A 14,100-nucleotide genomic window follows, 5' to 3' on the forward strand; every position below is an offset into this window, starting at 1 on the left:
CGCCGACCATTTTCTCTCTTTCTGATACCCGCAGAATCTTAAATCATCCTTAGCTTTCAACGAACCTTCGACATAGGCGTTGATATTTAGCCCTCTACATTGAGCTATGTATCTTTATGCAGTTGACCTAGCGCATCCTCGACCGTGCGTTGATATGCACAGAGTTCAAACCAATACGTCTGCATTTCTGAATAGTCTCGTTCAGGCCAGCCGCCGAAACGCCAGAAAACCCAACCGTCGCGATTAAATACATCTGCGGTAAAGAAAGAACACTCAACCTGCCCACAGCCACAACCTAACAGGATGATAGAGGCTTTGCCTTCCTTAAGGCTCTGCAACCAGTTAGCTTGCGAATAGAATTCAACATCGGCCTGGTTTAAGAACACATCGTTGAAAGGCGAAAACTGCTGTTGCTGCTCATAGTCTGCTACCAGGTCGGTGAGCCGCTTGCCGTTTATCATGACACAGAGTCTGGTCTTGGCTTCTTGCCCCTTTTTGGTCTGCTCGGTTTCCCAATTCAGTGTGAGTTGGTCTACATCCACCGCCATGTTTTCTCTCTTTAATGTGGCTGGGCTTAGCGACAGGTTCTAGTCAGCTAATGTATGGGTTTTGTTGGGTTGCCTGCCCCTCTACGGGGCGGGTAAGTGGTACAGTTTTTCTTAGTTTACTGCTAGTTACTATAAAGTAATCTGTCATTGAAGGGAGTTCTTTCGCGTACTTATATCGGCCCGCGGCTTAATCTGACCTTTTATTTCGCCTCTAATTTGGGGCAGTTCCATCCTTTATTTGTTTAACGTTGTACGGCGCCAAAATATCTGGTGTTAACGGGCCTGACTTTATTTTAATCTGATGGCATCACTCGGCGGTTTGAACGGCTGAGTAAATGGAAGCAGAACAACAAAAACTATCCTAGGGAGAGTGAAGCTATGCCAGGCGCTTTTGCACACATAACTGCAGCCAATGAAGCTTGTGATACGACGTCGTTAATGGGCATGGATATGCCTGTGTCTGCCAAGCTGGCACTTAGCCAAAATCCAAAATACATCGAGCTCGGGTGCGTGTCTCCTGACTATCCGTATCTCGCAATAGCGGATTCAAAGCAGAACAAGTGGGCCGACTTAATGCACTATGAAAGGACAGGTGAGTTAATTAAGACGTTGGCGACTGCATGCAAGACATTACCAGATTCAGAACAAGGGCGGTTGTTTGCATGGTTGTGTGGATTTGTCTCGCACGTGATCGCAGATATCACAATACACCCTGTGGTCGAAAGAAGGGTGGGGCCATATGCGCAGAACAAAACCGCGCACCGAGAGTGTGAAATGAATCAAGACGCTTACATCTGGCAAAGATTGAACTTGGGGGAAATCGGTGTAGCAGATCATGTGCGAATACATATAGGGGAGTGTGCGCAGAACGGGCGGCTTGATAGCGCCATCCAAAGGTTATGGGGAAATGCGCTACTAAGGGTACATAAAGAGTATGCTCAGCAAGCGCCTCCCGAATTTGATAAGTGGCACGATGGCTTCCAGACAGTGGTTGATAAGGCTGAGGAGGGGTATCGACTTTTTACCTGGGCGCGGCATGTAGCGGCTGACATAGGGCTGATGTACCCAAGGCCCGATGAGGTGGAGGTTAGCTTTATTGAAGAGTTGGATACACCAGCAGGTTTTATGCATTACGACCAAATTTTTGATCTGGCGGTTGCAAACATTCGCCGTTATATCGGCATTGTGGGGCGCTTTGTATACGAGGGTGGCAACCTGGACGACATTAAAAACTGGAATCTCGATGATGGTAAGGACGCAGAAGGAGAGTTAACCGCATGGCAAAGATAACCGCAAAAACATCGGTGTTGATCAGTTTGCTCCTTATCTCCTTGGTGGGATGTAACAGCCTGCCGAAAGATAAGGATCCAGAGGTTATGTATGACCTGGCGTCAAGACTTAAGCATCTTGCCACTGCGGTAGACGGTCTGGTGAAGTTTGGCGGTGGCGATAAGTTGTCAAAAGATGAACTATTGCTTGCCGCAGTGAAAAATGAGCCGTCTAAACTTCAGTTTCTGGAAGGCTACACCACAAAAGTCAACATTGAAGGCAACAATACCGCCATTCTTATTTGCCGCAATGAAACTGCTGTTGTCGAAGATGCGGGCTGTACTGCAGCGTCAGATGTTCAACATTGGCAGGCAAGTCAGCCTGCAGCTTGTTCATTCACTTTAACATTGGCGCAGATTTGTCAGTGAGCAAAGCGTGCTACTGAGCTGCTTAAGCAGGGGACGCGTTATCGCGTCCTTTTTCAATACCTTTAAGCTGCCGCCTTGGCGGAATTGGGTCGGCTCTGGGTATTAGTTATCCGCTGCGCCCTTGCCGGTTAACTTAGCCGGATCCAGCAGCACTTTTAGTTGCGCTAAGGGGATATCGGTCAATTCTGCGGCCACTTCTATAACCGGCCTTTGCTGCTGATAAGCCTGCTTGGCGATAGCGGCGGCTTTCTCATAGCCGATAATGGGATTGAGGGCCGTTACCAGGATCGGATTTCTGGCTAGAGCTGAGGCAATATTGTGCTGGTTTATTTTCAATCCCTTTAACGCCTGGTCAGCCAGGGCCGTGCAACTGCCCGTCAGCAGACCGATACTGTCTAAAAGATTACTGGCAATCAGCGGCAGCATGACATTTAACTCAAAGTTACCCGACTGACCCGCCAGGGTGATGGCGTTGTCATGCCCTACCACCTGAGTGCAGGCCATGGCCACGGCTTCGGGTATCACCGGGTTGACCTTGCCTGGCATAATGGACGAGCCGGGTTGTAGCGCGGGTAATTCTATTTCGGCCAGGCCCGCCAGCGGGCCGGCGTTCATCCACCGCAGATCATTGGCAATTTTCATTAACGCCACTGCCAGGGTTTTTAACGCGCCGGAGGTTGCTACGGCCACATCCTGGCTACCAATGCTGAAAAATAGGTTGTTCGCAGGTTTAACATCCAAGCCTGTGGTGTGGCTGAGCTGTTGGCAAAGTAGGGCGGAGAAATCCGCATGGGCATTGATGCCCGTACCGACCGCCGTTCCCCCTTGAGCCAATTGAAGCAAGCGCTGTAGCTGCTCGTCAATCACCGTTTTGGCGTGATTCAGTTGTGCCTGCCAGGCTGAAAATACCTGTGCAAAGCTTACCGGCATAGCATCCATTAGATGGGTACGGCCGGTTTTTATGATGTCGCCGTGGCTGGCGATTTGTGCATCTAACTCCTGGCTTAGGTGCTGTATCGCGGGCAGTAAATTATGCGCTATGGCAATCGCCGCGCTGACATGAATAGCGCTGGGGATAGTGTCGTTGCTGCTTTGGCCCAGATTAATATGATCATTAGGGTGTACTTTCTCACCCAATATCTCCGTGGCCAGAGTTGCCAGCACTTCATTGGCATTCATATTACTGCTGGTGCCGGAGCCGGTTTGAAATACGCTTACCGGGTATTGGCTTAAATCCAGCTTATCCAACTGCTGCTGGGCGGCGGTAGTAATGGCATTAGCTTGTGCCTGGGTAAGTAAACCGAGTTCGCCATTGGCGTGGGCGGCAGCTTGTTTAATCAGCAGTAAGGCACGAATAAAGCCAGCTGGCATGGTGGCGCTGCTGATGGCAAAGTTTTGCACCGCGCGCTGTGTTTGTGCCTGATACAAGGCGGATACGGGAACGCGAAGTTCGCCCATGGAGTCTTTTTCAATACGGTGGCTCATAAAAGCTTATGTCCTGTTATGTGGTCTGGCGGGACCTGTGGTATCCCGGTGGTAAAGTGGCTGCAACAATCGCCGCAGGTCGCGCTGCAGCTTGGTAAATCGTTTTGCGCCCTGGGGCAACTGTCGGTACAGCGCCTGCAAGGCCAGCAGCGGTTGATAGAGCTGGTCAAGCAGGGTTTGTCGTTGCCAATGACATTGGGCAGCAATGGCCCAGCGTACCAAGTTAAACAGCCAACATCTGAGCTGCCATTCTTGCATCAGCGGCTGACCAGCATCGGCCAAGTGCAGGGTCAACTCATGGGATGCCTGATTGTAATAATAGAGCTGTTGCTGCCATTCGCACCCGGTTAGCGTCAGTAACTTTGTTTCTGCCTGATGACAACTCTGCCAGGCTCTTTTGCTGATAGCTTTAAATGCGCTGCGTGACATCAGCGTGCCTGCCGGTAGCGTCTGGCCACTTCGGGCCAGTTAATGACCTGATAGATAGCCTCAATATATTCAGCTCTTTTATTCTGATACTTAAGATAATAAGCGTGCTCCCATACATCCAGGCCCAGAATCGGGGTGTGACCGTGCATAAGTGGGCTGTCCTGATTGGCGCTGCATTCCACCAGTAATTGGCCTTTTGCATTTATACTCAACCATGCCCAGCCGCTGCCAAAGCGCGACAGCGCAGCCTGGGTAAACTCACTTTGAAACTGGGCAAAACTGCCAAATTGCTGATCGATAGCCAGGGCGAGTTCGCCGTCGGGCTGGTCTGGCCCATCTGGGCTCAGTATGGTCCAGAATAGGCTATGGTTGGCGTGTCCGCCGCCATGATCCCGCACTGCAGCTCGCAACTGGTGCGGTAGTTCGTTGAGCTGGCCAAGCAGTTTTTCCAGCGACCAGCTGGCATAGGGCGTGTCTGTCAGCGCCTGGTTGAGATTATTCACATAGGTTTGGTGGTGCCGACTATGGTGGATTTCCATGGTCAGAGTATCCAGATAAGGCTCCAGTGCATCATAGGGGTAGGGCAGTGAAGGTAACTCAAACGGCATGGCACACTCCTTTAGTGATTTCCAATGGGAATAGACTGACGCAAAAGTAGGTTACTGGCAGAAGAGCTGCCGTAGTGGCGGCAGAACAACGCCAGAGACATTTTGCATCGATGCAGATGGGGAAATAGCAAGGTCAGCTTGTCTTGGTTGTCCCGCATCAGCATAAACAACCGGTTTAGGGCTTGCTCATGATAAGAGCGTGCTTGGTCAAATCGGCGCAAGCGGGACTCAAGATCAGCGAGGTTATGCAGGCTAACCACATGAATGGCAAGATGCTCGGCGCATAATCTTGTCTGTAAAAGCCGCTCTGACAGATCTAGAGCGCTTAGATACCAGCGACGGGCTATAGATGTATTTAGGCTTTTGTAACGCCGAGATGCCGCGTTGGTGGCATATTGCCAGCGTTTTATCAGGCCCTGCGGATTGATGGTGGTGCTATGGATTGTGCTCGCAGGCTTAGGCAGCGAGCTTGTCACTGCTGGGTTTTCCTGGCCGGATTGATGAAGAGAAAATCGTGGAAAACGTTCAGTTTGCTCTGTCTCGGTCTGAACGAAAACGCCTTTCTGATTTACATAACGCATAGTGTTATTCCTTTAGCTAAGAGTGCCCCGCACAGAGTTGAATTTGTTTTTATGCTAATGATAATCATTATCAAATGCAATTAATTGTTTTATAGTGCACTCATTCGTCGTTATTGAAGGAAATGCTTGTAATGGGAGCGGATAGCACTGGGCAGTTAAAGGCTTTACCCTCATCTTCGTGGTATGGGGGCACCGCCATAAAGTGGCGTTTCTCTATCTTGGTTGGGTTAACCGGTCTGGTGGCATTAATGTGGGCCGTGCCAGCCGATGCTCTTGTGTGGGCCTTGGGGGGCTCAGCATTGGGATTTTTCTCCACCGCGCTTGGGGCCATGTTGGTGTTATTGCCCGGTCGTTACAACCAGCGCTTTTTGGAACTGTCATTGGGGCTGTCCGGGGGCATGATGCTGGCAGCCGCGGTATTTTCCCTGCTGTTGCCGGCCATAGACACTGCCACTGAGATCTTCCCTGCGTTCTATGCACATCTTGCTGTGATACTTGCCACCTTAGCCGGTGCCTGGGTGATGTGTGTGATTGAACGCCATGTACCCCACGGCCATCCGGTTGCCGGTGATACCGGCCCAGGCCATCGGCAACTAAGTCGCTTGTGGCTGTTTGTGTTGGCGATTGCCCTGCATAATTTGCCAGAAGGTATTGCTGTAGGGGTGAGTTTCTCTGGGGCAGATAGGCACTTGGGCAGCAGTGTCAGCCTGGCTATTGCCCTGCAGGACTTCCCCGAAGGTTTTGCCATGGCGGTGGTATTACTGCGTCTGGGGCTTAGTGTTTGGAAAGCGGTGGGCTGGTCATTACTGGCTGGCTTGCTGGAGCCCTTGGGGGCGGTTATTGGCGTATTTTTAGGCGGAGTCGCGGATTTTGCTTATCCGCTATCATTAGCGCTTTCTGCCGGAGCCATGCTGTTTGTCGTGATCCATGAGGTGATCCCCGAGGTGCAAAGCCCGCACACCAGCCGCTTAAGTATGCAAGGTACCATGACCTTGCTGGGCGGATTTCTGCTGCTGTGGTTTTTAGACAGTCAGGCTTTTGTTAGCTTACTGAGTTGATAAAGTAAAAAGGGAGCCAACGCTCCCTTTTTTAATAAAAAATCACTTTGAAGGCGGTATTTGTACCTGTTAAGTGCCGTCTGTCTGAAGAGATTGGAGAGTGCTCCCTTACCTGTTTTTTCAGGTTGAAAGCCATCTCCTTAGGCTCGCCTTAAAAGCTCATATTAATGCCAACGGCTGCACTGAGGTCGTCGGCTTTGTCCGCATCAAAGTAGCGTTTGCGCATTTCAACATACACATGCTTATTTTTGCCTAGCTTGTAGTCATTGCCCAGCACCAAGGCACGTTGTTTACCACCCTCAATGGCTTGGTAGCCTTTAGCGTATTCCAGGCTGCCATACACTCTGTGATTATCAAACAGCTTGTAACGTGCTCCTAGGGCGTAGTGGCGGGACTCGGCACTTTCCCCTTTCAGGTGGTCTTCCAACACATGCTGCGCACCGTATGCCGAGAGTTGCAAATCGCGGCTGACTTTCCATTTGGCGGAGGCCACATTGGTGTAGTACTTGGCATTCGGGTACTGGTTGTTCTGATAACCGGCCTCCAGTTCAATATGTTTCAGACCTCGATACGTCACCCCATACCCAACACCGTAATCCAGCTCGGTATCGCTCACCCGTAGGCGCTGACTGCCAACCCTGAGCTGCGGGCGCTTATCCAACTGGCGGGCGAAGTTGTACTGGGCCGAGAGACGAAAATCATCAGCATCATAGTGATATTGTAGGGTTTGTTCGGGGCGTTTGGTATTTAGCTCATCCTTGGTCAGGTGCACCGAGGCGCCAACACGATGGCTGCGGTCAAAGTCGTCATAGTTTTTGACAATAGCGTTTTGCTGACCATATTGCAGGCGACCCCATTGGGTTTTAATGCCCATGTAGGCCTGACGAATTTTAAAGAAAGGTTGATCGTCGCTATTTGCATTAGTGCCAAGTTCAAAGCGGCCATAGAGTTTATGCCCGGCCAGGGGGTAACTAAACTTAATACCGGCTTTGCTGGCATTGTCTTTTAGCTCCCAGTGACTGTTGTTGCGCTGCTTGGCAGGATCAAGCGGGGAAAAGGGCACTTTTTCCTGTTTGTCCTGATACACCCCAGATACTCTGAGACTGGCGTAGGGGCTTATCTTCAGTGGGGCTATGGATTTTTTAAACGCTTTCAGGGGCTGTTCAATACTGTAAGCAACCGGAATGCTGGTGATAAGGGCAATAGATAGTAAGGTCAGTGGCTGTTTCATGTGGTGTCTCCAAATTAATCTGGAGAGGAGCTTACGCCGTGCTCGCTGACAGTAACCTGAGAGTCCTTGCAAGCTTTATGTAAGGTTAGGCTGGTAAAGTGGGACGGAATTGAACAGGAGAAAGCGAGTAAGGCCGAGTACGCGGGGCATATCGGCCGGTAATATTATTCGCCGGGCGTATCGTGCAGCGGATTGATAAACCAGATGTCGGGGGTTTTTTGACACAAATTCAGGCTGCGTTGCGATTGGCGCGAAAGGTGAGTAAAGCTGATGTTCACTTGACGACATTGGGTCAGGCCGAAGATATCATGCAGCGGCAGCACATATCCGTCACGGGTCAGATCGTTATCGGTATCTACTTTCAGCTCGTAGGGGCGGCTGTTAAGAAAATCCCGCTTAACAATGGAAGGATTGACGGCGGTTTTTCGCACATAGCCGAGCAAGTGCGTGCCGCGTTCAATCAAATACCAGTTTTCATCGGGGGTTTGTGCCAATACGTTAACGATATCGCCTTGCTCAAGTGTACCAAGCTCATCGCTGCTTCGGGTAGGCTCAGTATAAAGCTGTATCTTACGACGGGTGACATAAGGTAGGTCGACAAACATCAATTCGGATTCGGTATTGATTTTCTCCTTGCCCGCGCGCTTAAGCTGAAAGGCCTGAAAGTTGAGCGCGTCGACCTTCAATGTCCATTGCGTGTGGGTGATGGGATCCTGGCGATTACTCTCATTGGCCGCGGGTTGTTTAAGTTTTTTGGCTAACAGCGACAATAATTGTGCACGGCCACGATCGCTCAAATAGCTGTCGAACTCTTCGTTAAGTTCCAGCGCAGCCAAGGCATGTTGTTTTTTTAGTTTGGTTTCAAGCGGCCCGGCGTCTTTTACCAATTGCGTTAACTGGCAGCCGCCAAGGGCAAAAACGCCCGCCAGGATAATAAGTAATTTGTTCATTTGTGCTCCCTCTGTATCAGTCCGTGGTGACCAGCTTGCCTGGTAATTGCAGGGTAATCTTTAGTCCGCTGTTGGCGATGGTGCTGTCGTGCAATGTCACCTGGCCGCCGTATAGCAGTACAATGTCCTGCACAATATTCAGGCCCAGTCCTGTGCCTTGTGTGGTCTCATCTAGTCGTTTGCCTGGATTAAATACGTTCTGGCGCTCTTGAGCCGGGATCCCTGGGCCATCATCTTCGATATGGATTTCAATGCCGCGCGCTATCTGTTCGGCGCTGACGCAGACTTTATGTTGTGCCCATTTACAGGCGTTATCCATCAAATTGCCGAGCACTTCATCCAAATCATGGGGGTCACCAAAAAAGACTAAATCAGGGTGACAGGCAAAGCCCATCTTCAGACCTTTGGGCTTGTACAGCAATTCTAGACTAAAGACTAGTTCACTCAGGGTGTCTGCTACATTAGTTCGGGCAGATAGCTTTTCAAACGAACCGGCTAGTCTGGCCCTGGCCAAGTGACTATGAGTACTTTGGGTCAGTTTATCTGCTTGTTCCAGAATTACCCTGGCATCGGCCGGTGGTAGGTTAGCGGCATGATTTTTAAGCACTGAAATAGGGTTTTTCAGGGCATGGGCAAGGTTAGATGCTTGCAGTCGCGCACGCTCGAGAATTTCTTTGTTATTTTGCAGCAAATGATTTAACTCGGTTTGTACGTCGGTTAATTCACTGGGTAAGGTCAACGCCAGGGATTCCTGACTGCCATCACGAATAGCCTTAATCCCTTGTTGTAGGGTACGCACGGGTTGTAACAGTTGCTTGAGCTGCCAGCGCAGCAACAGACCGAGAATCAAACCCAAAAGGGCAAAAGCACCAATAAGGCGGGTGGCAAATTGGATCACATCACGCTGAATATCCGCCACTGGGCCGGTGGCCACCACAAATACATGCTGATCCTGGGCATGAAAATGTACCCGCTGCACAGCCGCCCTTAGCGGCAAACCGGTTGGCCCTTCCAGCGCAATAAAGCTGAGTTTGGGAAGATTTATCTCGTCCAGTAACGGGGCTGGGGCATCGGCATACAGTGAAGGAGATTGGTACTTTACCTGCTGCTGGTGAATAACCTGCCAATACCAGCCTGACAGGGTTTCCTGAAATCTGGCCGTTGAAGGCGCCCCCTTGAGTATCAGCTCACCATTTTGATCAAAGTGGGCGGCTGCCAGTAGCGAATGCAACTGGTTGGTTAAGGTGCGATCAAAGCGCCGTTCGATATAGGAGTCAAACAACAGTACCAGGGCCACCGACAACACACTCAGTGCCACAAACATAAACAGGGTTACCCGCCATATCAGGCGGCTACGCAGTGAATAAGGCTTAGCGGTCGGCATTTAGCTGATACCCTTGTCCGCGTCGGGTTTGAATATGCTCGGTACCCAGTTTTTTGCGTACCCGGTTAACCAGCACCTCAATCACATTGGAATTGTGCTCAAAGTCCATTTGATACAAATGTTCGGTTAACACGGCTTTTGATACCACCTGACCCTGACGATTCATTAGATAGGCCAGTAAACGATATTCCAGTGCGCTGAGATCAAGGTGTTTTCCCTGCAATGTGGCACGTTGCGTTGCGGTATCTAATTCAAGTGAACCGGCGGCTAATACGCTGGTGGCATGGCCGTTACTGCGCCTGACCAGGGCTTCAACCCGGGCCAGCAGTTCTTCCATTTCAAACGGCTTAATAAGGTAATCATCGGCACCGGCACGCAGGCCCGTAACCCGTTCACGCCAGGTATCGCGGGCGGTTAAGATAATCACCGGCATTTTGTTGCCATTACGGCGCCAATCGGTCAGCACACTCAGACCGTCACGACCCGGCAGACCGATATCCAGTATGGCAATATCATACTCTTCGGTGTCGCCAACAAACCAGGCCTCCTGGCCGTCATGGCACTGGTCCACGGCAAAGCCGTGTTCGGTCAGAGCTTCGCTGATCTGCTCAGCCGCTTGCACGTTATCTTCTACTACTAAGGCGCGCATTTTTACTGTTCCTTTTGTTGGTGTTTTTCCTTGTCGGCCTCTTCGTCGCCGACCAATTTATCCAGTTGCCTAAAGACCCTGTCGATGGGATCCAGTTGCTGCAGGCTGTCATCCAACACCAGCTCAAAACTGCGGGTGTCGTAATAACGATGGCTGACATCACCGACCCGGTTAACAATCTTCAGTTTGAAGACTTGTTGACAATCAAGTTGTTGAACACTGGACTGCAACAAGGTCTCGGTGCGTTTTAGATCTTCTGCTTTGAACTTCTTAATAAAGCGATAAAACTCTTTGGCTGAAGGAGGGGCGCCGGGTGACGGACAGGACGCTGGTGGTGTGTCCTGAGCATAGACAGGCGTAACCGGCAATAACAGCGATATTGCCAGGAGCGTGTAACGGCATATTGTAGATGCAGTAAACGACATAACCTGCCTAACGGAACTTCAGCAATGAAAGAGTATAGGGAGTCCAACCTTACAGAAACCTTACAACAATATGCAGGCCTGGGACGAAAGGCAGAAGAATAGCCTTAAATGAAAAAAAATGAAAAAAATTTCTATTGTAACCTATTGTATTTTTGAGTTTTTTATCAACCTTACGGTAACCTTACAAAGCATATCACCTTAGTGTCAGGCAACCTTTTCTAAGATGCGCTTCGTCGATTGGCGACACAGTCACTCAAGCAAACTTTACTGAAAAGGAATTATATTATGTCTGCATCTACCTACACTACTGCGCAACGTCTTCAGGCTGCTAAACGTGCATTTGTTACCCGTCGTGTGCTTAGCGATGATATGCAGGGCCTGACCGATTTGAATCACATTCCCCAAAGCGGTGATTTAGTTCTGGCCCGTGTCACTGAAATTGGCCACCACACTAAAATTGAGCGTATTGATGGCCGCAAGGCGACCTTATATGAAGGTGACGAAATTATTCTGGCCTTTGGTAATCGCTATGCGCCGGATCAGTTTGAAGCTTTAGTCCCTCAGGACTTGGCAGCGTGTCATATGGTGGCAGCCGGCGGGATAGCGGGCTTGGCGATTGGCTGGCACAGCCGTATTGAGATGCCGACGCAAATTGAGCCTATTGGTCTTATCACCAATGCCGCCGGTAACGTCGTCAACGTAGCAGACTATAAATTGCCCGCCCATCGCCATGGTATAACCCAAATCAGTGTGCCTAGCGTGGTGGTGGTTGGCACCTCCATGAATGCTGGGAAAACCACCACGGCTGCCAATTTGATTCATGGCTTGACTACCGCCGGGCATACCGTTGGGGCGATGAAAATCACCGGCACAGGTGCAGGTGGCGATTTATGGCTGATGAAGGACTCTGGCGCGGCACAGGTGCTGGATTTCACGGATGCCGGCTATCCGACCAGTTTTAACATTGGTATTGAGAAAGCCAAGGAGATCTATCCGGTTCTGGCAGCCGAACTCATGCGTAAAGGCTGCACGGCCATTGTTATTGAAGTGGCCGACGGTATTTACCAGCAGGAAACCCGTGCCATTTTACAGTGCAACAAATTTAAACAGCAGTTCAGCAATGTATTGTTTGCGGCGCGCGAAGCCATGGGCGCACAAAGTGGCGCCAGTTGGTTGCAGGAGCAGGGTTATCTGGTGCAGGGCATTAGCGGCAGAATCTGCGCATCCCCTCTGGCTACCCGCGAGGCCGCCGATGTACTGGATATGGCGGTATATGGCCTGGAAGACTTGCGTGACCCCGCCAAAGCCTGTGGCATTATCGGTCAGGATGACTACCCCAGTCAGGCTGGTATTGCCTGATATGGCGCAGGCTATGACATTTCCAAGCATAGTGACAGGGATCGGGCCGCTTCGGCTCGTATCCCTGTCACTGTTGGCCATGCTGAGTGTGGCCGCCAGCAGCTATAAACTGCTGTGGTTCGCAGATATCTGGCAGACCGACATCTTGCCACTCAGTCTGGCGCTGCTAACCGGTGCTTTGGTTAATATTCTGGCCCGGCTGGCCCTTAGAACGCTGGCCGAGCACAATGGCCAGAGGCTGGTTGTTGCCTATCGTCAGGCGTTGTTCAGCCGTATGCTGGATGCTGATATTGAAAGCGGACCCAACCGCCTAGGTGTGGCGATGAATCGTCTGATTAGTGATGCAAACAGCGTGGCACATTTTGCCGGCAGGGGACTGGGATACCTGCAAATGGGTATACTGGGGTGTTTGTGTTTTGGTTGGTATTTGTTCACACAAAACACGGCCGTGGCGAGTGCGTTATGGTTGGTATTACTGGCTGTGGCACTATGTCTGGGCATATTAACGCCCTGGGCATTGAGACTGGCGGCTGAAATCCGGCGTAGCCGCGGGCGTTTAAGTGGCCATCTAAGTGAACGCTGCTTTGGTTACCTGACGGTAGGGCGCAGTAATACCCAGGCGCGGGAAAGCAAACGAGTATTGGAGCGCGGCCGGGCACTGGCACGCCAACTGGTGCAATGGCAGTGCTTGCTACTCTGCTGTCGCAGCTTAGGGCCGTTGTGTGGATTTGTTGCCCTTATTTACGCATCGCCGGATTTTAGCCTGAAACACTGGCCGCATTTGATTCGGGTACTGACCTTATCCCTGTTTTTGCTGAGTCTTGATTATCTGGTGCGCAGTTGGGCTGACTGGGTTAACTTTTTTGTCGCAAGGCAGCGACTGAGTCTGGCTTATGACAAAATGCAACCGGTGGCCAAAGACGCTAAACGTCGGCTGGCCAGAAAACAATCTTACGCCTTAAAGATCCGCAAAGTGCAGTTGGTTGAGGCTGCGCCGACTATTGATGAGGAAATTCCGCCTGGGGCCAGGTTGCTGGTCTGTGGGCCGCAGGGCAAATCCGCCTTTTGTCGCTTACTCGCTCAACAGGCGGCACCTGCCAGTGGTTATCTGGTGCTTGGCAGCTATCGTTTTAGCAATATTGCTCGTAACCGGCTGCATCAATTGGTGTGTGTCATCGATGAGCACAGCCAGTTATTCAAAGGATCAGTCTACAGCAACATCCTGTATGGCACTGGCCTGAAAAAAGGCCCGCAAGCGCTTGCGGCCGCAGAGTGGGTGGGGATTGCACCTGAACTGCTGGAAAATAGTGTCAACGAGTTGGGTCGTGGCTGCTCGCAGCTTCTGTACGCGCGTATATTGCTGGCTCGAGCCTTGTTGTTACGGCCTGCGGTGTTGGTATTAGATCATCCCGTGTTTATTGCACATCCACAGGTAAGACACCTGGTTGCATTGCTGGCAAAGGACCAGCCTTTTACTCTGATACAAGTGGTGGAACCTGAATTGTCGCCCTTTGAACCCAGCCTTCTGCTGGATATGGAGAGCGGCAGGTTACAGGCCGTTGAATCATCAGGTTTGGTTAACACAGCGATGTCAACTGTACCTAAACCGCACTGTATTACAGACCCGGTTTGAGCGGATATTTTTCGCGGACATTGCGGATTTTGTATATACCTTATAGGGTGTGACAAATTTGTG

General features: G+C 50.8%; 15 protein-coding genes. 5 read left to right on the top strand and 10 right to left on the bottom strand.

The window, feature by feature from the left end; all coding sequences use genetic code 11:
- Nucleotides 1–104: 104 nt before the first annotated feature.
- Complete coding sequence (locus IEX02_RS18045) at nucleotides 105–548, bottom strand: hypothetical protein (protein WP_188698537.1); 444 nt, start codon at nucleotides 546–548, stop codon at nucleotides 105–107.
- A 378-nt stretch (nucleotides 549–926) separates the two neighbouring features.
- Here IEX02_RS18045 and IEX02_RS18050 point away from each other — a divergent pair, with 378 nt between their 5' ends.
- The gene (locus tag IEX02_RS18050; protein ID WP_188698540.1) at nucleotides 927–1,838 is read left to right on the top strand and encodes a zinc dependent phospholipase C family protein; all 912 of its coding nucleotides are present in this window, start codon (nucleotides 927–929) and stop codon (nucleotides 1,836–1,838) included.
- Nucleotides 1,826–2,245 carry a hypothetical protein gene (locus tag IEX02_RS18055; RefSeq protein ID WP_188698543.1) on the top strand — a complete coding sequence of 140 codons (420 nt, stop codon included), beginning with the start codon at nucleotides 1,826–1,828 and terminating at the stop codon, nucleotides 2,243–2,245. Before IEX02_RS18050 ends, IEX02_RS18055 begins: the two co-directional genes overlap by 13 nt.
- Before the next feature lie 102 nt (nucleotides 2,246–2,347).
- Here the strand turns inward: IEX02_RS18055 and IEX02_RS18060 are convergent, their stop codons facing one another.
- From IEX02_RS18060 to IEX02_RS18075, 4 genes are read right to left on the bottom strand one after another with little or no spacing between them, the layout of a single operon-like run.
- Nucleotides 2,348–3,730 (bottom strand): class II fumarate hydratase, encoded by a 1,383-nt coding sequence (locus IEX02_RS18060; RefSeq protein WP_188698546.1) that lies wholly within the window; start codon nucleotides 3,728–3,730, stop codon nucleotides 2,348–2,350.
- Nucleotides 3,731–3,736: 6 nt separating this feature from the next.
- Nucleotides 3,737–4,159 (bottom strand): hypothetical protein, encoded by a 423-nt coding sequence (locus IEX02_RS18065; RefSeq protein ID WP_188698549.1) that lies wholly within the window; start codon nucleotides 4,157–4,159, stop codon nucleotides 3,737–3,739.
- Entirely contained in the window at nucleotides 4,159–4,767 is a 609-nt protein-coding gene (locus tag IEX02_RS18070) for a superoxide dismutase (RefSeq protein WP_188698552.1), read from the bottom strand. Before IEX02_RS18070 ends, IEX02_RS18065 begins: the two co-directional genes overlap by 1 nt.
- An 11-nt stretch (nucleotides 4,768–4,778) precedes the next feature.
- Nucleotides 4,779–5,348, bottom strand: a complete 570-nt coding sequence (locus tag IEX02_RS18075; protein ID WP_188698555.1) for a tetratricopeptide repeat protein — start codon at nucleotides 5,346–5,348, stop codon at nucleotides 4,779–4,781.
- 131 nt (nucleotides 5,349–5,479) lie between these two features.
- On the opposite strand from IEX02_RS18075, the gene IEX02_RS18080 reads away from it, so the two are divergent.
- Nucleotides 5,480–6,406 carry a ZIP family metal transporter gene (locus IEX02_RS18080; protein WP_188698558.1) on the top strand — a complete coding sequence of 309 codons (927 nt, stop codon included), beginning with the start codon at nucleotides 5,480–5,482 and terminating at the stop codon, nucleotides 6,404–6,406.
- Between the two features lie 151 nt (nucleotides 6,407–6,557).
- On the opposite strand, the gene IEX02_RS18085 is transcribed toward IEX02_RS18080, so the two are convergent.
- From IEX02_RS18085 to IEX02_RS18105, 5 genes are all read right to left on the bottom strand, one after another.
- Nucleotides 6,558–7,637, bottom strand: coding sequence for a porin (locus tag IEX02_RS18085; RefSeq protein WP_188698561.1), 1,080 nt, complete (start codon nucleotides 7,635–7,637; stop codon nucleotides 6,558–6,560).
- A gap of 164 nt (nucleotides 7,638–7,801) precedes the next feature.
- On the bottom strand, nucleotides 7,802–8,587 hold the full coding sequence (locus tag IEX02_RS18090) for an SH3 domain-containing protein (RefSeq protein WP_188698564.1): 786 nt from the start codon (nucleotides 8,585–8,587) through the stop codon (nucleotides 7,802–7,804).
- 16 nt (nucleotides 8,588–8,603) lie between these two features.
- Nucleotides 8,604–9,971: a sensor histidine kinase gene (locus tag IEX02_RS18095; protein ID WP_188698567.1), complete on the bottom strand. Its 1,368-nt coding sequence runs from the start codon at nucleotides 9,969–9,971 to the stop codon at nucleotides 8,604–8,606.
- Complete coding sequence (locus IEX02_RS18100; protein WP_188698568.1) at nucleotides 9,958–10,620, bottom strand: response regulator transcription factor; 663 nt, start codon at nucleotides 10,618–10,620, stop codon at nucleotides 9,958–9,960. Before IEX02_RS18100 ends, IEX02_RS18095 begins: the two co-directional genes overlap by 14 nt.
- A gap of 2 nt (nucleotides 10,621–10,622) precedes the next feature.
- Nucleotides 10,623–11,045: a hypothetical protein gene (locus tag IEX02_RS18105; RefSeq protein ID WP_188698570.1), complete on the bottom strand. Its 423-nt coding sequence runs from the start codon at nucleotides 11,043–11,045 to the stop codon at nucleotides 10,623–10,625.
- 285 nt (nucleotides 11,046–11,330) lie between these two features.
- On the opposite strand from IEX02_RS18105, the gene IEX02_RS18110 reads away from it, so the two are divergent.
- On the top strand, nucleotides 11,331–12,404 hold the full coding sequence (locus tag IEX02_RS18110; RefSeq protein WP_188698572.1) for a P-loop NTPase family protein: 1,074 nt from the start codon (nucleotides 11,331–11,333) through the stop codon (nucleotides 12,402–12,404).
- Nucleotides 12,337–14,037: an ATP-binding cassette domain-containing protein gene (locus IEX02_RS18115; protein ID WP_188698573.1), complete on the top strand. Its 1,701-nt coding sequence runs from the start codon at nucleotides 12,337–12,339 to the stop codon at nucleotides 14,035–14,037. The genes IEX02_RS18110 and IEX02_RS18115 overlap by 68 nt, the downstream gene beginning before the upstream one ends.
- The last annotated feature ends 63 nt before the right edge of the window (nucleotides 14,038–14,100 follow it).

The sequence above is a fragment of the Bowmanella pacifica genome, assembly GCF_014645355.1.
GTDB lineage: Bacteria > Pseudomonadota > Gammaproteobacteria > Enterobacterales > Alteromonadaceae > Bowmanella > Bowmanella pacifica.

Coding starts and splice junctions, on each gene's coding strand:
- IEX02_RS18045 (WP_188698537.1), bottom strand. CDS start 548: ATGGCGGTGGATGTAGACCAACTCACACTGAATTGGGAAACCGAGCAG.
- IEX02_RS18065 (WP_188698549.1), bottom strand. CDS start 4,159: ATGTCACGCAGCGCATTTAAAGCTATCAGCAAAAGAGCCTGGCAGAGT.
- IEX02_RS18095 (WP_188698567.1), bottom strand. CDS start 9,971: ATGCCGACCGCTAAGCCTTATTCACTGCGTAGCCGCCTGATATGGCGG.
- IEX02_RS18085 (WP_188698561.1), bottom strand. CDS start 7,637: ATGAAACAGCCACTGACCTTACTATCTATTGCCCTTATCACCAGCATT.
- IEX02_RS18060 (WP_188698546.1), bottom strand. CDS start 3,730: ATGAGCCACCGTATTGAAAAAGACTCCATGGGCGAACTTCGCGTTCCC.
- IEX02_RS18050 (WP_188698540.1), top strand. CDS start 927: ATGCCAGGCGCTTTTGCACACATAACTGCAGCCAATGAAGCTTGTGAT.
- IEX02_RS18075 (WP_188698555.1), bottom strand. CDS start 5,348: ATGCGTTATGTAAATCAGAAAGGCGTTTTCGTTCAGACCGAGACAGAG.
- IEX02_RS18110 (WP_188698572.1), top strand. CDS start 11,331: ATGTCTGCATCTACCTACACTACTGCGCAACGTCTTCAGGCTGCTAAA.
- IEX02_RS18105 (WP_188698570.1), bottom strand. CDS start 11,045: ATGTCGTTTACTGCATCTACAATATGCCGTTACACGCTCCTGGCAATA.
- IEX02_RS18100 (WP_188698568.1), bottom strand. CDS start 10,620: ATGCGCGCCTTAGTAGTAGAAGATAACGTGCAAGCGGCTGAGCAGATC.
- IEX02_RS18080 (WP_188698558.1), top strand. CDS start 5,480: ATGGGAGCGGATAGCACTGGGCAGTTAAAGGCTTTACCCTCATCTTCG.
- IEX02_RS18090 (WP_188698564.1), bottom strand. CDS start 8,587: ATGAACAAATTACTTATTATCCTGGCGGGCGTTTTTGCCCTTGGCGGC.
- IEX02_RS18070 (WP_188698552.1), bottom strand. CDS start 4,767: ATGCCGTTTGAGTTACCTTCACTGCCCTACCCCTATGATGCACTGGAG.
- IEX02_RS18055 (WP_188698543.1), top strand. CDS start 1,826: ATGGCAAAGATAACCGCAAAAACATCGGTGTTGATCAGTTTGCTCCTT.